The 19,135-nt window shown below is 30.2% G+C and carries 19 protein-coding genes and 1 pseudogene; 9 read left to right on the forward strand and 11 right to left on the reverse strand.

The window, feature by feature from the left end:
* Positions 1-237: 237 nt before the first annotated feature.
* From SJY27_RS00945 to SJY27_RS00955, 3 genes are all read left to right on the forward strand, one after another.
* The gene (locus SJY27_RS00945) at positions 238-2,727 is read left to right on the forward strand and encodes a PIG-L family deacetylase (RefSeq protein WP_397446372.1); all 2,490 of its coding nucleotides are present in this window, start codon (positions 238-240) and stop codon (positions 2,725-2,727) included.
* Between the two features lie 174 nt (positions 2,728-2,901).
* Entirely contained in the window at positions 2,902-4,611 is a 1,710-nt protein-coding gene (locus tag SJY27_RS00950) for a sodium:solute symporter (RefSeq protein ID WP_397446373.1), read from the forward strand.
* Positions 4,612-4,672: 61 nt separating this feature from the next.
* Positions 4,673-5,644, forward strand: coding sequence for a Gfo/Idh/MocA family protein (locus SJY27_RS00955; RefSeq protein ID WP_397446374.1), 972 nt, complete (start codon positions 4,673-4,675; stop codon positions 5,642-5,644).
* Positions 5,645-5,649: 5 nt separating this feature from the next.
* On the opposite strand, the gene SJY27_RS00960 is transcribed toward SJY27_RS00955, so the two are convergent.
* From SJY27_RS00960 to SJY27_RS00980, 5 genes and pseudogenes are all read right to left on the reverse strand, one after another.
* On the reverse strand, positions 5,650-5,988 hold the full coding sequence (locus SJY27_RS00960; protein WP_397446375.1) for a cupin domain-containing protein: 339 nt from the start codon (positions 5,986-5,988) through the stop codon (positions 5,650-5,652).
* Positions 5,989-6,131: 143 nt separating this feature from the next.
* Positions 6,132-6,341: a DUF2892 domain-containing protein gene (locus tag SJY27_RS00965; RefSeq protein ID WP_397446376.1), complete on the reverse strand. Its 210-nt coding sequence runs from the start codon at positions 6,339-6,341 to the stop codon at positions 6,132-6,134.
* Between the two features lie 73 nt (positions 6,342-6,414).
* Positions 6,415-7,041, reverse strand: a complete 627-nt coding sequence (locus SJY27_RS00970; protein WP_397446377.1) for a Crp/Fnr family transcriptional regulator — start codon at positions 7,039-7,041, stop codon at positions 6,415-6,417.
* A 74-nt stretch (positions 7,042-7,115) separates the two neighbouring features.
* Positions 7,116-7,612 (reverse strand): annotated as a pseudogene (locus SJY27_RS00975) (ClbS/DfsB family four-helix bundle protein).
* Positions 7,613-7,727: 115 nt separating this feature from the next.
* Positions 7,728-8,576 carry a DUF2911 domain-containing protein gene (locus SJY27_RS00980; protein ID WP_397446378.1) on the reverse strand — a complete coding sequence of 283 codons (849 nt, stop codon included), beginning with the start codon at positions 8,574-8,576 and terminating at the stop codon, positions 7,728-7,730.
* 114 nt (positions 8,577-8,690) lie between these two features.
* On the opposite strand from SJY27_RS00980, the gene SJY27_RS00985 reads away from it, so the two are divergent.
* Both SJY27_RS00985 and SJY27_RS00990 read left to right on the forward strand, forming a co-directional pair.
* Positions 8,691-9,353 (forward strand): MIP/aquaporin family protein, encoded by a 663-nt coding sequence (locus tag SJY27_RS00985; RefSeq protein ID WP_397446379.1) that lies wholly within the window; start codon positions 8,691-8,693, stop codon positions 9,351-9,353.
* Positions 9,354-9,500: 147 nt separating this feature from the next.
* Positions 9,501-10,268: an NAD(P)-binding domain-containing protein gene (locus tag SJY27_RS00990; protein ID WP_397446380.1), complete on the forward strand. Its 768-nt coding sequence runs from the start codon at positions 9,501-9,503 to the stop codon at positions 10,266-10,268.
* Positions 10,269-10,424: 156 nt separating this feature from the next.
* Here SJY27_RS00990 and gldG read toward each other — a convergent pair whose 3' ends face one another.
* From gldG to SJY27_RS01020, 6 genes are read right to left on the reverse strand one after another with little or no spacing between them, the layout of a single operon-like run.
* Positions 10,425-12,080 carry a gliding motility-associated ABC transporter substrate-binding protein GldG gene (gldG, locus tag SJY27_RS00995; RefSeq protein ID WP_397446381.1) on the reverse strand — a complete coding sequence of 552 codons (1,656 nt, stop codon included), beginning with the start codon at positions 12,078-12,080 and terminating at the stop codon, positions 10,425-10,427.
* A complete protein-coding gene (gene gldF / locus SJY27_RS01000; RefSeq protein WP_397446382.1) occupies positions 12,073-12,792 on the reverse strand; it encodes a gliding motility-associated ABC transporter permease subunit GldF in 720 nt (239 codons plus the stop codon). The genes gldG and gldF overlap by 8 nt, the downstream gene beginning before the upstream one ends.
* Before the next feature lie 3 nt (positions 12,793-12,795).
* Positions 12,796-13,320, reverse strand: coding sequence for a GNAT family N-acetyltransferase (locus SJY27_RS01005; RefSeq protein ID WP_397446383.1), 525 nt, complete (start codon positions 13,318-13,320; stop codon positions 12,796-12,798).
* Positions 13,321-13,941: an outer membrane beta-barrel protein gene (locus SJY27_RS01010; protein WP_397446384.1), complete on the reverse strand. Its 621-nt coding sequence runs from the start codon at positions 13,939-13,941 to the stop codon at positions 13,321-13,323.
* A gap of 12 nt (positions 13,942-13,953) precedes the next feature.
* A complete protein-coding gene (locus tag SJY27_RS01015) occupies positions 13,954-14,250 on the reverse strand; it encodes a putative quinol monooxygenase (RefSeq protein WP_397446385.1) in 297 nt (98 codons plus the stop codon).
* Between the two features lie 5 nt (positions 14,251-14,255).
* Complete coding sequence (locus tag SJY27_RS01020) at positions 14,256-15,116, reverse strand: S-adenosyl-l-methionine hydroxide adenosyltransferase family protein (RefSeq protein WP_397446386.1); 861 nt, start codon at positions 15,114-15,116, stop codon at positions 14,256-14,258.
* A gap of 127 nt (positions 15,117-15,243) precedes the next feature.
* Here SJY27_RS01020 and SJY27_RS01025 point away from each other — a divergent pair, with 127 nt between their 5' ends.
* The 4 genes from SJY27_RS01025 to fabV all read left to right on the forward strand — a co-directional run bounded on the left by SJY27_RS01025 (position 15,244) and on the right by fabV (position 19,099).
* Complete coding sequence (locus tag SJY27_RS01025; protein ID WP_397446387.1) at positions 15,244-16,197, forward strand: PhoH family protein; 954 nt, start codon at positions 15,244-15,246, stop codon at positions 16,195-16,197.
* Positions 16,194-16,535: a hypothetical protein gene (locus SJY27_RS01030; protein WP_397446388.1), complete on the forward strand. Its 342-nt coding sequence runs from the start codon at positions 16,194-16,196 to the stop codon at positions 16,533-16,535. Before SJY27_RS01025 ends, SJY27_RS01030 begins: the two co-directional genes overlap by 4 nt.
* 320 nt (positions 16,536-16,855) lie before the next feature.
* Positions 16,856-17,803 (forward strand): phosphoribosylaminoimidazolesuccinocarboxamide synthase, encoded by a 948-nt coding sequence (locus tag SJY27_RS01035; protein ID WP_397446389.1) that lies wholly within the window; start codon positions 16,856-16,858, stop codon positions 17,801-17,803.
* A gap of 108 nt (positions 17,804-17,911) precedes the next feature.
* The gene (fabV, locus tag SJY27_RS01040) at positions 17,912-19,099 is read left to right on the forward strand and encodes an enoyl-ACP reductase FabV (RefSeq protein ID WP_397446390.1); all 1,188 of its coding nucleotides are present in this window, start codon (positions 17,912-17,914) and stop codon (positions 19,097-19,099) included.
* Positions 19,100-19,135: the final 36 nt, after the last annotated feature.

Consider the following 19,135-nt stretch of genomic DNA (forward strand, 5'->3'; position numbering starts at 1 on the left):
ATATAACTTTTATATATGGTTTTAAAAATTAATTTATTAACAGGTTATAAGCAATTTTAGGTTTTAAGTTTTGGTTTTTAATTTTCAAGTATTTCTAAACATTTACCAACAAGTTTTAAGCTATATTTTACCAGTAATTATTGATAAAAAATGAATTTCCAAAAACGTTATAAAAATGTTAAGACATTCTTTTTTACTGATTAAAAAGGTACATTTGTCTGTTGTCAACTATAACAAATGAAGAAAAATTTACTTTCAATAGCAGTAATTTTACTGTTATCTATATCAATTTTTGCACAAAAGCCAAAAAAGTTAACTTCAAATCAGATTTTTGAAAAAGTTCAAAAACTCAATTTTTTAGGAACTGCTTTGTACATTGCTGCACATCCTGATGATGAAAACACACGTTTAATTGCCTATTTAGCCAACAAGGTAAAAGCTAGAACAGGCTATTTGTCTTTAACCAGAGGAGATGGAGGACAGAATTTAATTGGTTCAGAAATTAGAGAATTATTAGGTGTAATTAGAACGCAAGAATTGTTAGCCGCCAGAAATGTAGATGGTGGAGAACAAATGTTTACAAGAGCCAATGATTTTGGGTATTCTAAACATCCAGAAGAAACACTAAAAATTTGGGATAAAGAGCAGGTTTTGAGTGATGTAGTTTGGGCGATAAGAACTTTTAAGCCAGATGTAATTATCAACAGATTTAACCATAGAACACCTGGCACAACGCATGGACATCACACCAGTTCTGCAATGTTGAGTGTAGAAGCTTTTGATAAGGTTGCAGATTCTACACAATTTAAAAGTCAATTAAAATTTACTGATGTTTGGCAACCCAAACGTTTATTCCATAATACGTCTTCTTGGTTTTATAGAGATAAAGCTAAATTTGAAGATATTGCTAAAGACTTTACAAAGTTTGATGTGGGTGTATATTATCCTCTAAAAGGATTGTCTAATAACGAGTTGGCATCAATGGCAAGTAGCCAGCATTTGTGTCAGGGTTTTGGAAGATTAACAACAAGAGGATCTCAAACAGAGTATTTAGAGTTCTTAAAAGGAGAAAGCCCAAAAGATAAAAATGATGTTTTTTCTGGAATTAACACTACTTGGAATCGTTTGAAAAACGGAGGAGAAATAGGAGATATTTTATATGAAGTGGAAGAAAATTTCGATTTTGTAAATCCGTCTAAACATATTCCACAATTAATGGAAGCCTATTCTTTGATTCAAAAACTAGAAGATAAACATTGGAAAAATATTAAAGAAAAACAAATTAAAGTAATTATTGAGGCCTGTTTAGGATTGTATTTAGAAGCATCAGCAGAAAGCGCAACAGCTATTCCAAATACTAAAATAGGCGTTAATTTTGAAGTGTTGAATAGAAGTGATATTCCTGTAGAATTGACCTCGGTAACATCTACCATTGATGAAAAAGATTATTTTAAAAAAATTGATTTATCCAAAAACAAAAAAATAAACTTCAAACAAATCATCTCTTTAAAATCTGCCAATTATTCTGCTCCTTATTGGTTGCATAAAGAAGCAAGTTTAGGAATGTACACCGTTCAAAATCAAATTTTTATTGGAAAGCCAGAAACACCAAGAGAAGTTACTGTAAGTTTTAATTTACTGATAAATTATATGCCAATTACATTTACTAAAAATGTGATTCGAAGATTTGCAGAACGAGATAAAGGCGAAATTTATGAACCTTTTGAAATAGTACCTAAAATAACCACAAAATTAAAAGACAAAGTACTTATTTTTTCTGATGATACACCTAAAAAGATTGCTGTAGAAGTAAAAGCTGGCGCTAATTTTATCAACGGATTTTTAAGTCTTGAACTTCCACAAGATTGGTTATTATCACCAAATAAGGTGCCTTTTAATATTGCTCAAAAAGGCGATAAACAGATGATTGAATTTATGGTAACTGCACCAAAAAAACAGTCTGAAGGAAAATTAAAAGTAGTGGCTACTGTTGATGAAGAAAAATATACGAAAGAAATGGTAGAGATTGATTACAATCATATTCCAAAACAGATTGTGCTGCAAAATTCAGAAGCAAAATTAGTGCGATTAAACATTAAAAAAGAAGGTAATTTAATTGGTTATATAAAAGGTGCTGGAGATGCGATTCCTGAAAGTTTACGTCAAATTGGGTATCAAGTTGATGAGATAAATACAGTAGACATTAATACTAAAAACCTTAAAAAATATGATGCAGTTGTTTTAGGAATTAGAGCTTACAATGTAATAAAAGAGTTAAAATTTAAGCAAAAATACTTATTAGAATATGTAAAAAATGGGGGTAATATGATTGTGCAATACAACACCAATAGAGGGGTAAATGTTGCAGCGCCTTTTACTTTAAAATTATCTAGAGATCGTGTTACTGATGAATTTTCTGAAGTAATTATTTTAGATGAAGAACATTCGTTATTGAATTATCCAAACAAAATTACACAACAAGATTTTAAAGGTTGGGTGCAAGAAAGAGGTTTGTATTTTCCAAATATTTGGAGTGAACAATATACTCCATTATTATCTATGAATGATAAAGATGAAACACCAAAATTAGGAAGTTTGTTAATTGCTAAATATGGTAAAGGAAATTATATTTATACAGGTTTAAGTTTCTTTAGAGAATTACCAGCAGGAGTTTCTGGGGCCTATAAATTATTTGCAAATTTATTGGCTGCTGGAAAAGAAAAATAATTTTAATTATTGCGTTTAATCAATGCAACAGTTAAACATTTTAACAATTACACATCGTTAACTATGGACAAACAGAAATATCCTTGGAAAAAAGAATACACATTAGTATTAGTGGCTAATGTTATGTATTTGATAGCGTTCTATTTTATCACCAATCATTTTACAGTATAGTCTATGGAAGTTGCCAGTAAATTACACGCTATTGATTGGGTAGTTTTATCTGCAACCTTAATATTTATTGTTGCTTACGGAACCTATGTTACCCGCAAAAACGCCAATGTAACCGATTACATAAAAGGAGGGAATGACACCAAATGGTGGACAATTGGTTTGTCTGTAATGGCAACTCAAGCCAGTGCAATTACCTTTTTATCTACACCAGGACAAGCATTTCATAGTGGAATGGGTTTTGTGCAGTTTTACTTTGGTTTGCCTATTGCTATGGTAATTATTTGTGTGGTTTTTATACCTATTTATCACAAGTTAAAAGTATATACTGCTTATGAGTTTTTAGAAGGAAGATTCGATTTAAAAACACGAAGCTTAGCAGCCATTTTATTCTTAATCCAAAGAGGATTAGCAGCAGGAATAACCATTTTTGCACCTGCTATAATTTTATCGGCAGTTTTAGGTTGGGATTTGTTAACCCTAAATGTTATCATTGGTTTTTTAGTAATTATTTATACAGTTTCTGGAGGTACAAAAGCGGTAAACGTAACCCAAAAGCAACAAATGATTATCATTTTTATAGGAATGTTAATTGCCTTTTTTATGATTATGAGTCAGTTACCAGAAAATATAACCTTTACAAATGCTCTAGAAATTGCTGGCGCCAGTAATAAAATGGAGGTGTTAGATTTTTCTTTTGATTTGAGCAACAGGTACACAGTTTGGACAGGAATTTTAGGAGGAACCTTTTTAATGTTGTCTTATTTTGGGACAGACCAAAGTCAAGTACAACGTTATTTGTCTGGAAAATCAGTTAGAGAAAGTCAGTTAGGTTTAATTTTTAATGGATTGTTGAAAGTACCAATGCAGTTTTTTATTTTATTGATTGGGGTAATGGTTTTTGTGTTTTATCAATTTAATCCATCACCCTTAAACTTTAATCCAACAGCAAATAATGAGATTGTTAAAACAAAATATGCGCAAGAATACAAAGAGTTAGAAGCACAACATATTGAGTTGGAAAACACTAAAAAAGCCATTTTTGCTGATGGTTTTCAGGCTAACGAAAAAACTATGGTGCAACAAATCAATAAAGCTGATTTGGCCTTAAAAGCAAAATCGAAAGCAATTATTGATAAAATTGACGAAGAAAATACATTGGATAAAATAGAATCTAATGATAAAGATTATGTGTTTATTCATTTTATTTTAAACAACTTGCCTCGAGGTTTAATTGGTTTGCTATTAGCGGTAATTTTATCTGCAGCTATGTCATCTACAGCATCAGAATTGAATGCTTTAGCCAGTACAACTGCTATGGATTTGTACAAACGAAATGTAAAAGAGGAAAAAAGTGACGAACATTATGTAAAAGCCTCAAAATGGTTTACCTTATTATGGGGTTTAATGGCCATTTCTGTAGCTTGTGTAGCCAATTTATTTGAAAATTTAATTCAAGTTGTAAATATTATAGGTTCTATTTTTTATGGAAATGTTTTAGGTATTTTTCTACTAGCATTTTTTATAAAATTTGTAAAAGGAAATGCCGTTTTTATGGCAGCGTTAATTACACAAGCCATTATAATTGCAGTATATTTTTTAGATTGGTTGCCTTATTTATGGCTGAATTTATTAGGATGTTTTTTGGTGATGATGATTGCAATAGTTTTGCAACCATTAATACCAAAAAGTAAGTTAGAGTTAAAACAAACTTAGTTAGAAAAATTACACCTCGCAGATTTTAAATCTTGTTAGGTCTTAAAATTTGATTACTTAAATGAATAAGAAAACTATTAAATGGGGCATTATTGGTTGTGGTAAAATAGCCCATAAATTTGCCACAGATTTACTAACAATTCAAGATGCTGAATTGGTTGCAGTGGCTTCAAGAAGTCGAGAAAATGGAGACACTTTTGCAAACAAATACAATGCAAAGAAAGTTTATACATCTTACGAAGATTTAGCAAAAGATCATGATGTTAATGCAGTGTATGTTGCTACTCCACATTCGTTTCATAAAGCACACTCCATACTTTGCATGCAACATAAAAAAGCAGTTTTATGCGAAAAACCTTTTGCAATGAATGCAGCAGAGGTAGAAGAAATGATTGCTGTTGCCAAAGAAAACAATGTATTGTTAATGGAAGCATTGTGGACGTATTTTTTACCTCATTACCAATATGTTTTAGATATTTTTAAAACGAAACAATTTGGTGAACTCAAAGAAATTAAAGCAGATTTTGGTTTTAAAGCCACTTACAATTTAGAAAGTAGATTGTTAAAAAAAGAAGTAGGTGGAGGTTCTTTATTAGATATTGGAATTTACCCAATTTTTACAGCTTTATCAACTTTAGGAATGCCAAATTCAATAGCTGCAAAAGCAACTTATTTTGAAACAGGTGCAGACTCTGAATGTAATATGGTTTTTAATTATTCAAAAGCCAAAGCATCTTTAAAAAGTACTCTTTTAGAAAATACACCAACAGAAGCTATTTTTAGTTTTGAAGATGCTACAGTTCAAATAAATACCATGTTTCATCAACCATCAACAGTAACCATTTATAAAAATGGTTTAGAAGAAACTATCGATTTTGGTTACAAAACCATTGGGTATAATTTTGAGACACAACACTTTAATCAATTGTTAAGAGAAAACAAAACAGAAAGTGATATTATGACTTTTGAATTTTCTAGAAAATTGATACAAACTTTAGACAAGGTTCGCGAAATTATTGGTTTGGAATACTGATTTTATCAATCAACAGCAATACCAAAATACAACCAAGTAACATCTTCGTTAAAAGGATTAGATTGTGAGTGAAATTCACCAGGTTCAACTGTGATGCAATCTCCTGTTTCCACAAGGTGTTTTGTATTGTTGATGATAAATTCAGCCTTTCCATTTTGTACGTAAAACACTTCAAACATGGTATCGTGTTTATGCATTTCTACTTTTTGCCCTGGTTTAAAAGTTGCTGAACTAAACATCATTAAATTCGGGATTTCTCCTTTTGTGATGAATACTTTTTTTAAAATTTCTCCTTGATGATTGGCTGGTACTTCATCAATACTGTTGCTATGGGTTATTTTCAAACGATTTTTTTATCAATTAATAGTATGCAAAATAAATAAAAAAAACCTTAGGTATTGCCTAAGATTTTTTTAAATAAAACTTCATTTTTATCTTTTTTAAACTTAAAGATAAGCAATCATAAAAAAGTAAAAATAAGATTGATTTATTTCTTTTTTAAGGCACATGTTTTAATACCAAAAGGAGCATAAATAGGGCAAAAGCTAACAATACTTGTTAGTACAAAAATTGCTGATAAAATTATTAAAACAATACCTAAAACACCACTAATTACACCTGTAAAATATAAAGTAGCCACTATTAAAGCAATTAAAACTCTAATTATTCTATCTGTATTTCCCATATTTTTTTTCATCATATAAAATTTTTAATGTTAATTATTATAAGGCAAAAATATATTGAAAATAATTGCTGTGCAGTGACTCAAGTCACCAAGAGTCAATAATTTTTATCCTTCCAGCATGTTGAGTTACTTTGTTTTCAAGTTCTAACTTTTTTAAGGTTCTGCTAATTACTTCTCTTGCAGTACCTAATTCGCTCGCCAATTCGTTATGACTCATTTTTATTGACGAATTTCCTGTTAAATCCATTTTTTTCTTTAGATGTAAATATAGGCGTTTGTCCATTTTATCTAAAAGTAGGTGACCAATAGTATCCAATAATTCTGAGTATCGTAAGTTGAATTGATTGTAAAATAAAATATTAAAATCTGGATACTTTTTTAACCAAGTAGCCAATTGATTAACAGGTAGTAATAATATTTTAGAATCTTCTTCGGTTACTGCAAAAACTTTGCTTGGGGTGTTTTTTAAAGCCGCATAAAAGGTCATAATACAACTTTCTTTTGTTGCTATATAATAGAGTAATAGTTCTTTATCATTAAACTTAGAATACACTTTTACTAGCCCGTTAATCACAATAGGTAATACTTTTACATACTGTTCTTCTCTTAAAATTTCGGTTCCTTTAGAAATGTTTTTTATGGTAGATGTTTCCATAATTTCATTGGCTAAACCAGAATCTAAAAACGATAAAAAACGATAATCTATATCCATACGACCAAGTTAATAGAAAAATAGTTCACAAAAAGAGGAGCAAAGTTAAAATTTAAATTTAAAAGACCACATGCTTATTTCGTAGCCTTTTTAATAAGTTTAAAAGCCCAATCGTAATGACTAGACGTTGCAGAAATTAAATAAGAAGCTAATGAAGTTGTACCTGTCCACTTATATTTTTTTTGGTAAACAAATCATCATTACTATGTTTTTCAATTATTTGTTGTACTGCTAAAAAAGAATGTTGTAGTTTATTTTTTATTTCTTCTAAATACTGATGTTTGTATCTTTCCCAAATTACGTAATTTAAATCAGGTGTAGTTTTCCAAGTATACCCTTTAGCTGGCATTTCTGGTTTTTTACCACTCATGCCAATTGCATACCATTCTAATAACAATAAATGCCAGTGATGTAAATGTGCAAGTACGTCTTTAATGTTTCTATTCAAAGTACCTTTAGGAAATTCTTTTTGTAATGTAGCACTATCTAAACAATTTACATAGGTTATAAGTTTATCAAAATTAAAATTACTTAACTGTATAAGTTCTTCTTTTGTTTTTGGTCTAGGCATGCTATTTATTTATAAATGTACCATGAAAAATAATATCACAAAATGATAAAAATCACAAAAAAAAATCTCAAGTCAAAACTTGAGATTTTAAAAATTTTATAAAAAGAAAAACAACTTACATTGCTCCCCATTCTTTTAATGAAGCTTTGTTCATTTTTATGTACCCAGCATTATTTGCTTTTGTAGCATATTCTAAAGATTTTTTTGCAGCAGCAATAGCACCTTTTGTATTACCAGCTTTTGCGTGTATTAAAGATTGCTGACGTAAATACCAAAATTTTGGAGCATCAGCAGTCATTTCTACGGCTTTATCAATCCAAGTTTGTGCTTGTTTAATATCTTTACCAGCCTGTAAATAATATACAGCAGCTCCATACATATCGTTTGCAGAAGGGCCTGCCATTATTTTAGAAATGCTAGAAGATACCATTTTATCTGTAGGAACTTCAAATTTAAAAGGCACATAAACGTTTTCCCACATAATACCTAAAACAGCACTAGAGTTTGTTAAATCATCAAAAGTAATGGTAAAAGTTTCAATAGGCATTGGCATTTTGTAAGGTGTCACAGTTACTTTAGCAGCTACTTTAGTGTCATCCCATTTTGCAGGATTTCCCCAGTTTGAAGCATCAGAATACAACATTACATCCCAAGTTTTTTCTCCTGGAATAGTATATACAGCATAAGTACCTTTTTTTAAGGTTTTTCCATCAACCATAAAATCTGTAGAAAACGTTAATTTAGTATTGGCATTTGCGCCAGTTCTCCATACTTTTCCATAATCTTCTAACCCTCCAAATATTTTTCTTCCTTTCATACTTGGTCTAGAATATTCTAAAGTAACATCTGTTAAACCTACTTTTTGTTCTGTTTTTTGAAAAGGACTTGGTGCAGGTGTTTGTATTTGTGCATTTGCAGAAAAAGTAAATGCAACAACAAATAAGGATAATATAATTTTTTTCATAATTACTGGTTATTTAGTTTTTTAATTCATTCAAAATTACGATTTCATTAAACGACAAATGTTAACAAAAACTTAAAATAAGGGATTGTATCTTTGCTCTGATTTATAATAAATATGAAGAAATACATATCAGAATTTATAGGAACCTTTTCGCTCATTTTTTGTGGTACAGCAGCAATGACTATTAACGAAGTTACTGGTGGAGATGTAACACACGTAGGTATTGGTTTAACTTGGGGTTTAATTGTTATGGCTATGATTTATGCTTTTGGCGATATTTCTGGAGCCCATTTTAATCCTGCTGTAACTATAGCTTTTGCATATGCTAAAAAGTTTGCTTGGAAAGAGGTGCCCAAGTATATTATTACACAAATTTTAGGGGCTTTTGCTGCGAGTTTTGTGTTATTATTTTTATTTCCAGAAAGCGAGTTTTTAGGATCAACAATACCAAAGGTTGATGTTTGGCGTGCTTTTGTATTAGAATTATTGCTGACCTTTTTTTTAATGGTTACCATAATTAATGTTTCTACAGGTAGTAAAGAAATTGGTGTTATTGCTGGTATTGCTATTGGTGGAGTTGTGATGCTCGAGGCACTTTTTGCTGGCCCAATAACCAATGCCTCTATGAATCCTGCGCGTTCTTTAGCTCCGAATATTGTGTCTGGTAATATAGATGGTTTATGGTTGTATATGGTAGCGCCTGTTTTAGGCGCTTTATTGGCTGTAGCTTCTTGTAAATTGGTTAAAGATGATAATTGTTGTGATGAAGAATGTTAGATTTTTATGACACGAATTTCACGAATTAACACAGATAATCTTAATAAGTACTTTTTTACTTAAGTTTATTGTTATTGGAAAATAGTTATCACTTTTTTGAATCCGTATAAATTTGTGAAATTCGTGTCTTATTAATTAGATATATAGATGAATAAAATAAGTATTTTAGGTTGTGGTTGGTTAGGAAAACCATTAGCGGTTTCTTTTTTAGAAGACGGTTATACTGTAAAAGGTTCTACAACTTCTGAAAGTAAAATTGATGATTTAGAGAGTTTAGATATTGAAACATATTTGGTAGATATTTCTGAGAACGAAGAATTTGATTTGTTTTTAGAGTCTGATATTTTGATAGTTGCTATAACCTCTAAAGACATTGATGGTTTTGAAAAATTGATTTCTCAAATTCAAGAATCGCCTATTCAAAAAGTGATATTTATAAGTTCTACCTCTGTATATCCTAGAATTAATAAAGTGATGACAGAAGAAGATGACATTATAGCAAATCATCCTTTAGTAGCAATTGAAAATTTATTTAGCGAAAACAAGTTTTTTGAAACCACTATCATTCGTTTTGCAGGTTTATTTGGAGGTGAAAGACACCCTGCAAATTGGTTTAAAAATGGTAAAGTTATTCCACAACCTGATGGTTTTGTAAATATGATTCACAGGGAAGATTGTATTGAAATTATTCACGAAATTATCAATCAAAATTGTTGGAACGAAATTTTTAACGCGTGTACCAATCATCATCCAAAAAGAAGAGATTTTTACATCAATGCAAGAGAAAGCAAAGGTTTTGAATTGCCTATTTTTAAAAATGAAAATAAGTATGAATGGAAAATTATTTCTTCAAAAAAAATACAAAAGTTTTTAGATTACACTTTTATTTATGATGATTTATTAAAGCCCCTTTAATTCCCCAAAGAGGAAAAATCTTTGTGGAAATTTGCGAAAACACTTCGCGTTTCTTTGCGTTAAAACCTATTCAACATATATTCGTGAAATTAGTGTCTAATTAAACTTTTCTGAAACTTATTTATTTGTGGAATCCGAATCAATGAAATTCGTGTCTTATTTAGAATACTTCCTTTTTCTTAAATAATTAAACACAAAACCAAACACAAATAACAAAATTAAAGGTAAAACTACATTCAAAAATTGCCAATATGTACGTTCTTGAAATGTTTTTTGTTTGTCTAAAATATTAATTTTTAGGGTTTTGTTTCTTAGGTTGATTAATCCAGAGTCGTCCAATAAATAATCTACAGCATTTACCAAAAAGTCTTTGTTGCCAAAGGTTTGGTTCGTCCATTTATCTCTATTCAAATCAGTAGGTTCACCTTTTAAGATTTGATTTTTTCCAACATCACCATCAGCAATTACAATCATTTTATTGTTGTTTGCATTTTCTTTAAATAAAGACGTTTCAAATGGTTGTATTCTGTTTTTGTAGGCCGATTTAAAATCACCTTCTAACAAAACTCCAAATAGTTGATTTCCGCTCTTGTATTCTTCTTCTTGAGGCTCAACTGCTATAGATTGTAACTCAATAATGGTTGGTGTTCCTACTTTTTGGGTCAATGTAGAACTCATCAACAAAGGTGTTTTTTTAATGTTATTTTGTAAAGTATCAATTTGATTGGCAAATTGCAAACGAACAGGAGCCACATTTTTGGTGATTGGGTGATTTGGATTTCCGTTAACTAAGGGATGATAAAACCAATCTAAATTTTGAAACTGTGTTTGATTGCCAACATTTCCTGTGGCTAATGAAATTTGTGCAGCATATAAATCTTTGATTAAAGCAGAATTGATGCGTATTCCGTAAGAAAATAACAAATCTGTCAGGTTTAAATCTCTTGGATAAGCCAACATTTTACCAGACGCCAATAAACTATCTTGCTCTGCTTGTACATTATCTATCAACCACAAGGTTTTACCTCCGTTTGTAATAAATTGATCTAACGTAAACTTTTCTTGTGCTGTAAATTTTTGTGTAGGTTTGCTTATGATTGCCAAATCTAACCCTGCTAAATCTTGCAACGTTTGTTGAGGATTTGTAGCTACTGAATCTAAAGTGAATTTTGCCAGTCTGTGTTTTTTAGCCACTTCACTTAAAAAACTATATTGATAAATGTCTGGCAATTCTCCATTTCCGTACAAAAGTGCCACTTTCTTTTTGTTTTTTTGAGTGATATTATAAACAGCACTACTAAAGCTATATTCTAAATTTTCAACGGCTTTTTGGAGTTGTGCTTCTTGACTAGTTTCCATTTTTGATGGAAGTAAAGAAACGATTTCAGTTTTTTCTTCGAAATTGATTTCTGCCCAAGGAAAAATAATAGCTTCAGACAGTTTGCCATCTTCTTCAACCGTTAATTGACTTGGCATCATTCTTTTTTTAACCAACGCTTCTCGTTGATCGTCTGGATTTTCAAAATGAATTTTAACAAATCCATTTTCTGCAGATAATTCTTCTAAATATTGACGAGTTTCTACTTGTAATCTTTTGAATTCTGATGGAAAATCGCCTTCTAAATAAACGGTTATATAAAGTGGTTTTTTAACTTTTGATAAAATCGAACGAGTAGTTTTAGATAGTGTATAACGTTGATCTGCTGTTAAATCAAAACGTTGGTAAAACGATTGATTGATAATGTTTAATACAATTAATACTGCAATTAATACTGCAATTAAAATTGTAATATTTTTTATCTTTTTAGTCATTGTCTAAACGTGTTTTTGTAATGAATAAAAAGAAAACAGTTACACTCAGAAAATAGATAATATCTCTGGTATCTATAACACCTCTAGAAATACTTTTAAAATGTTCGTGAATACCTAATTGCTGAATCGTAAAACGATCATTACCAAATGAGGCTGCAATTGCATCAAATCCGTAGAATAAAAAAAAAGTAATAAATACACCTAAAATAAACGCAACTATTTGATTTTTAGATAAAGTTGATGTAAATAACCCAACAGCAGTATAAGTTGATGCTAAAAATAATAACCCAATATAAGACCCAATTGTACTGCCAAAATCAATGTTTGCAACAGGATTACCTAATTGATAAACAGTATAAACATAGATAAATGTAGGTATAATAGCAATACAAACTAATAAGAGGGAAGCCCAAAATTTACCCAACACAATGTGCCAATCAGAAATCGGTTTCGTTTTTAAAAGTTCTATGGTGCCTGAGTTAAATTCATCTGCAAAACTTTTCATCGTTATTGCAGGAATCAAAAATAGAAAAACCCAAGGAGCCAAATAAAAGAAAGAGTTTACGTCTGCAAAACCAGCATTTAAGATATTAAAATCGTCATTAAAAATAAATAAAAACAAACCGTTAATCAACAAGAAAACACCAATAACCAAATAGGCAATGGGGCTTGCAAAAAATGAGTTAAATTCTTTTTTTAATATTGCTAACATTATTTAAATTACTTCTAACTTCCAAACTCTATTAAAATCAAACACATTACATCTTCTTTCAGGTTGATAAACAAAATTGTGTTTTTTTAATAACGCTATTGAGGCTATATTATTTTTATGCGTAAATGCTTCTATGGTTTTTAAATTGAGTTGTTGTAACCCAAATTCTAAAACAGTCTGCATAGCTTCTGACATTAATCCTTTTTTTTGATACTCAGGTTTTAGTTTATAACCAATTTCAGCATAATTCTCATCAAGGTTAATACGATGTAAAACAATGCTTCCAATAACTTGTTGTTGAAAGGTAATCAACCAAAAAACACGTTTTTTATTCGTATATAATGATTTACAAACTATGATAAAATCTTTTGCTTCATCTAAACTTTCAATCCGTTTTGTGCCAACAAATTTATTGATTTTTTTGCATGATCGTAAATCAAAAACAGCTTTTGTATCTTTCAAAACAGCTGCTTTTAGAAAAATTCTTTGAGTTTCTAATGCAGGGAAAGATGTAAAGTTGAATTTCATTTATAAGAAAATTGAAAAGCCTAAGTTAGTTCTAAAAATTTTATCTGTTTGTTCTATAGTTTGTGCAGGGGTAGTGGTTTTGAAATTCGTTTCTGAATAGTTAAAAATCAACTCTATTGAAATAAAGTTATTGGCAAAATAGGCTAATCCTGCCCCTAAATTAAAAACATTAATATTTGTATCAGCAGTGGTTACTGTAGTATTAAAAACATCTCCATAAAAAACTTGAGCATCTTTAATTTTTCCAAATCCATAACTAGCTCGTGCAAATGGTTTTAAATTATTTTCTAAAAAATAATATTTCACAAATGGAGAAATTGTATAAACTGCTCTAGAATCTGAGTCTTTTGGTTTTGTTTGTGTATAGCTTACATTTAAACCAGATGTAAGCTTATCAATTAAAAAATATCCAAATTCTGCATTTGCATTAAACTGTGAATATTTATTTGAATTGGTAGAAGAATAAGTAGTGTTACTACCTGTACTTGTATAATCTGTTTTTGAACTTAAAAAATTAAAATTACTATTGGCACCAATATAATATCCACCTTTTTCAGTTTGAGCAGACATCGTAATTGTAAACAGTGTAATTAGTATAATTGTAATTTTCTGTAATTTCATAGCAATATATATTTAAGTTAAAGATTCTTTTCTATCCACACTCCAAGCCTCAGGTTTACCATTAAAATAACTTTTTGTCTGTTGCCAAGTTGCTTTAAAAAAGTCGGAATTTCTATAATTTTCTAAATCTTGTTCAGAATTCCAATACGAGTAGGTAAAAAAGATTTCAGGATTATTTTTATCTTGATATAGTTCTAATAATTGGCATCCTTTTGTATTTCGTATTAATGTTTTTTTTTCTTCAAACATATCTCTAAAAGCAGAAAGGTGTTTAAGATCAAAACTCATTTTAACAATTCTAATAAACATAAAAATTAAGATAAAGGGGTGTATTCTGGTTTAGAAACAGTAATAAAATCAATAATAATAGGATCTCTATATTCTAAGCCCAATAATGTAGATGCGCCTCCAACCGTTTTTAAATTACTTCTGTAAATGGCAATTTCTAAATAACCAGCAGAATTAAAAATAGCCAACCTATTGCCATCAAAAACTCTGTTGTCAGTGGTGTTATTAGTTACAATTTCATTGTATTTGCTAAAAATTTTATCGAAAGAATAACGAGAAGCTCTAATTTCAAATGATCTGCCTTTACCAATATCGTTAAACATCTTTTTGCTAATATTGGTAATTAAATTTCCATAATTATCTATATATAAAACGCCACCAATAATCTGTGTTTTAGCTTGATTTACTTTCGGTTGAATTTCAACCAACTTTTTAAACTCAAAAGTTTCTCTACCAATTACGGTTAAATTTCCTCCTCTTGCAATAAAACAAGCCACTTTTACAAAAACATCTAAAACCGGGAAACTGCTCTCAATTCTATCATGAATATTAATCTCCACAATTTTTGTAGGTTGAATTTCAGAGGCAATCATAGAGATCAATCCATTGTCTGGACACACAAAAAAATGACCATCTAAATCAATAGCAATGTGTTTGTTATCCTTACTCAACTCAGAATCTACGCCAATAATATGAATAGTGCCTTTAGGGAAACTCTTATACGAATTCTTTAAAATATAAGCAGTTTCTGTAATGTTAAAAGGAGATACTTCATGAGTAATATCTACAATTTTAGCATCTTCTAACTCAGAATAAATTGCACCTTTAACAGCCCCAACAAAGTGGTCTTTTGTTCCAAAATCGGTTGTTAAAGTAATAAAAGACATGAAATTTAAAACTGTTAATTAATTGTGTAAAAGTTGTGAATTATTTTACGCAAAGCTAATCATTTTAGTATTTTTAATTGCTATTTTAGTTGAAATAAAATTGATTTCAACCCATAAAAAAAAACATTTGAACGAACGCATTATAGAGTTAACGGAAATTAATCCAAAAGATTTCTTCGGCACGCAAAATAGTACCATAGCACAGCTCAAAAGATACTTTCCAAAAATTAAAATTGTTGCTAGAGGATCTCAACTTAAAATTTATGGAGAACCAGAAATTTTAGACGAATTTGAAACACGTTTACATCGTTTGATAAAATATTTTAATCGTTACAATAAATTAGATGAAAACAGTATCGAACGTATTTTAACCTCTAGTGGACAAGAAGAAAAGACTATTTCTGCTAAAAACATAAAAGATATTTTAGTTCATGGTGCTAATGGTAAGTTGATAAAACCACAAACCGAAAATCAACGTAAAATGGTTTCTTTGATGTCTAAAAACGACATGTTATTTGCTGTGGGCCCTGCAGGAACTGGTAAAACTTACACTGCTGTGGCTTTGGCTGTAAAAGCATTAAAAGAAAAAGAAGTGCGTAGAATAATCTTAACACGTCCTGCTGTAGAATCTGGCGAAAATTTGGGGTTTTTACCTGGCGATTTAAAAGAAAAATTAGATCCTTACATGCAACCTTTGTACGATGCTTTACGAGACATGATTCCGCACGAAAAATTAGCATCACATATAGAAAAAGGAGTTATTCAAATAGCACCTTTGGCTTTTATGAGAGGTAGAACCTTAGACAATGCTTTTGTAATTTTAGATGAAGCCCAAAACACAACCCATAGTCAAATGAAAATGTTTTTAACAAGAATGGGTAAGAGTGCAAAATTTATTATTACTGGAGATCCTGGTCAGATAGATTTGCCAAGAAAACAAGTGTCTGGTTTAAAAGAATCGTTATTAGCCTTAAAAAGTATAGAAGGTATTGCACAAGTGTATTTAGATGATAAAGATGTGGTAAGGCACAGATTGGTAAAGAAAATTATTACCGCTTACAAAAGCATAGAAACAGAATGATAAAAATAGAACAGGATAAATTAGGCTTACAAGATTATTTTTATATTGGTTATTTATACCTTATAATTCTAGGTATTGTAAGCGATGCTATTTTTTATGGCATTTTTAGCGTTTCTTATTTAAATTATACCACCATATTAGACGCCTTGATTTCTCCTATAAGTCTATTAACAAATAATTGGAAAATATCATTGTTTTTAGCCTTAATGTTTGGGTTAATGTATGTGTATTTCACCAAATGGATGTTTAAATTATATGCCTATTTAAGAGTAAAAAAATGGTATCAAAAAATGTATAACATTAAAAAATGGGACAAGAAGTATGAAGAGTTAGGTTAGCGTAAAAATATCATTCCAGGAATGATGTTTATCTTTTTTTTGTTATTTGTTTCTATGAGAACAGGTATGGGAATTGGTATGAAATACAAATTTACTAATAAACAAATTATCCCTAATTATACATTGGTGTTTAAAGATAATTCAAAATTAAATGTGCGTAAAATAGGGCAAAACTCTGCTTATTTTTTTACTTTATTCCTGGTGAAAAGGTAATTACAGCAACACCAATAACCGATAATTTAAAGCAGATAAAAGTGCTAGAAAAAGAAAAGAAATAATTTTGGATAGCTTATTTTTGCGCCATCAATAAAATGAATTATATGAACACCATTAACGAAACCAATTTTAACTTCCCCAATCAAAAAACAGTATATAAGGGTAAAGTAAGAGAAGTTTATAATATTAATGATGAACTTTTGGTGATGATTGCTTCAGACAGATTATCTGCTTTTGATGTAATTTTACCTCGTCAAATTCCGTTTAAAGGGCAAATTCTAAACCAAATTGCTACTAAAATGATGAATGATACCGTAGATATTGTTCCTAACTGGTTAATTGCAAATCCAGATGAAAATGTAGCTATTGGTCATTTATGCGAACCTTTTAAAGTAGAAATGGTCATTAGAGGTTATCTTTCTGGTCACGCAGCTCGTGAATACAAATTGGGTAAAAGACAATTGTGTGGAGTTGCCATGGCAGAGGGTTTAAAAGAGAATGATAAATTTCCAGAACCTTTAATTACGCCATCAACCAAAGCAGATAATGGAGAACATGATGAAGACATTTCTAGAGAAGACATTTTAGCAAAAGGAATTGTTTCTGAAGAAGATTACATCATTTTAGAAAATTATACCAAAGCTTTGTTTAAAAGAGGTACAGAAATAGCAGCAAAAAGAGGCTTAATTTTGGTAGATACTAAATACGAATTTGGTAAAACAAAAGAGGGTAAAATTGTGTTGATTGATGAAATCCATACACCAGATTCTTCTCGTTATTTTTATGCTGATGGTTATCAAGAAAGACAAAATAATAACGAAGCTCAAAAACAATTATCGAAAGAATTTGTGCGTCAATGGTTGATAGAAAATGGTTTTCAAGGAAAAGAAAATCAACAAATACCAGAAATGTCTGATGAAAAAATCATCGAAATTTCTAACAGATACATAGAATTGTACGAACAAATTACGGGTGAAACCTTTGTAAAAGCATCCACAGAAAATGTATTGCAAAGAATTGAGGAGAATGTGCTTCAATTTTTAGATAAATAGTATATAGTTTTAAAATTTTTAAGATTTACATAAACACTAATTTTAGTTTTATGTTTTTGGTTTTCATTCAAAACTAACAACTAAAAACTAATAACCAACAACTAAAAAATGATTATAGAACCAAGAACAAGAGGATTTATCTGTTTAACATCTCATCCAACTGGTTGTGAGCAAAACGTAATCAATCAAATAGAATATGTAAAAACAAAAGGTAAAATTGATGGTGCAAAAAAAGTATTAGTTATTGGTGCATCAACAGGTTTTGGATTAGCGTCTAGAATTACAAGTGCATTTGGTTCAGATGCAGCAACCATAGGTGTTTTCTTTGATAAACCAGCAACAGAAGGCAGACCAGGTTCACCTGGATATTACAACACTGCAGCTTTTGAAAAACATGCTCACAAAGCAGGTTTATATGCCAAAAGTATTAATGGAGATGCATTTTCTAATGAGATAAAAGAGCAAGTTGTAAACCTAATCAAAGAAGATTTAGGTCAGGTAGATTTGGTAATTTACAGTTTAGCATCACCAGTTAGAAAACATCCAAATACAGGAAAACGTTACAAATCGGTTTTAAAACCAATTGGCGAAGTTTTTACCAATAAAACTGTAGATTTTCATACAGGACAAGTGTCAGAAATATCAATAAATCCTGCAGAAGGTGATGATGTAGAAAACACAATTACTGTTATGGGTGGTGAAGATTGGAAAATGTGGATGGATGCTTTGCAAGCCGAAAACTTATTATCAGAAGGTGCAACCACAGTTGCGTATTCTTATATTGGGCCAGAAGTAACCAAACCTGTGTATAGAAATGGAACTATTGGCGCAGCAAAAGACGATTTAGAAAAAACGGCTTTTGAAATTGCGGATGATTTAAAATCGATAAATGGAAATGCCTATGTTTCTGTAAATAAAGCATTAGTTACACAAGCAAGTTCTGCAATTCCTGTAATTCCACTTTATATTTCTTTGTTGTTTAAAGTGATGAAAGCAAAAGGTATTCACGAAGGTTGTATAGAGCAAATTCAACGTTTGTATAGTGAGCGTTTATTTGGTGGAGATTTAGCTTTAGACGAAAAAGGGAGAATACGTGTTGACGATTGGGAAATGCGCGAAGATGTACAAGCAGAAATTGCTGAGTTATGGAAAAGTGCTACGTCTGAAAATTTATCAGAAATAGGAGATTTACAAGGATATAGTAATGAGTTTTTTAATCTATTCGGATTTAAAGTTGATGGTGTAGATTACAAAGCTGATGTAAACGAGGTAGTAAAAATACCAAGTGAACAGTAAAAATATTTTCCTGCAAGGTTTTTATAACCTTGTAGG

Origin of the sequence: Polaribacter sp. R77954 (assembly GCF_044595335.1) — a bacterium.
Lineage (GTDB): Bacteria > Bacteroidota > Bacteroidia > Flavobacteriales > Flavobacteriaceae > Polaribacter.

What these genes read in the sequence shown, in the direction of transcription:
- SJY27_RS00945 (WP_397446372.1), top strand. Translation starts at nt 238, where the DNA reads ATGAAGAAAAATTTACTTTCAATAGCAGTAATTTTACTGTTATCTATA.
- SJY27_RS00950 (WP_397446373.1), top strand. Translation starts at nt 2,902, where the DNA reads ATGGAAGTTGCCAGTAAATTACACGCTATTGATTGGGTAGTTTTATCT.
- SJY27_RS00955 (WP_397446374.1), top strand. Translation starts at nt 4,673, where the DNA reads ATGAATAAGAAAACTATTAAATGGGGCATTATTGGTTGTGGTAAAATA.
- SJY27_RS00965 (WP_397446376.1), bottom strand. Translation starts at nt 6,341, where the DNA reads ATGAAAAAAAATATGGGAAATACAGATAGAATAATTAGAGTTTTAATT.
- SJY27_RS00970 (WP_397446377.1), bottom strand. Translation starts at nt 7,041, where the DNA reads ATGGATATAGATTATCGTTTTTTATCGTTTTTAGATTCTGGTTTAGCC.
- SJY27_RS00980 (WP_397446378.1), bottom strand. Translation starts at nt 8,576, where the DNA reads ATGAAAAAAATTATATTATCCTTATTTGTTGTTGCATTTACTTTTTCT.
- SJY27_RS00985 (WP_397446379.1), top strand. Translation starts at nt 8,691, where the DNA reads ATGAAGAAATACATATCAGAATTTATAGGAACCTTTTCGCTCATTTTT.
- SJY27_RS00990 (WP_397446380.1), top strand. Translation starts at nt 9,501, where the DNA reads ATGAATAAAATAAGTATTTTAGGTTGTGGTTGGTTAGGAAAACCATTA.
- gldG (WP_397446381.1), bottom strand. Translation starts at nt 12,080, where the DNA reads ATGACTAAAAAGATAAAAAATATTACAATTTTAATTGCAGTATTAATT.
- gldF (WP_397446382.1), bottom strand. Translation starts at nt 12,792, where the DNA reads ATGTTAGCAATATTAAAAAAAGAATTTAACTCATTTTTTGCAAGCCCC.
- SJY27_RS01005 (WP_397446383.1), bottom strand. Translation starts at nt 13,320, where the DNA reads ATGAAATTCAACTTTACATCTTTCCCTGCATTAGAAACTCAAAGAATT.
- SJY27_RS01010 (WP_397446384.1), bottom strand. Translation starts at nt 13,941, where the DNA reads ATGAAATTACAGAAAATTACAATTATACTAATTACACTGTTTACAATT.
- SJY27_RS01015 (WP_397446385.1), bottom strand. Translation starts at nt 14,250, where the DNA reads ATGTTTATTAGAATTGTTAAAATGAGTTTTGATCTTAAACACCTTTCT.
- SJY27_RS01020 (WP_397446386.1), bottom strand. Translation starts at nt 15,116, where the DNA reads ATGTCTTTTATTACTTTAACAACCGATTTTGGAACAAAAGACCACTTT.
- SJY27_RS01030 (WP_397446388.1), top strand. Translation starts at nt 16,194, where the DNA reads ATGATAAAAATAGAACAGGATAAATTAGGCTTACAAGATTATTTTTAT.
- SJY27_RS01035 (WP_397446389.1), top strand. Translation starts at nt 16,856, where the DNA reads ATGAACACCATTAACGAAACCAATTTTAACTTCCCCAATCAAAAAACA.
- fabV (WP_397446390.1), top strand. Translation starts at nt 17,912, where the DNA reads ATGATTATAGAACCAAGAACAAGAGGATTTATCTGTTTAACATCTCAT.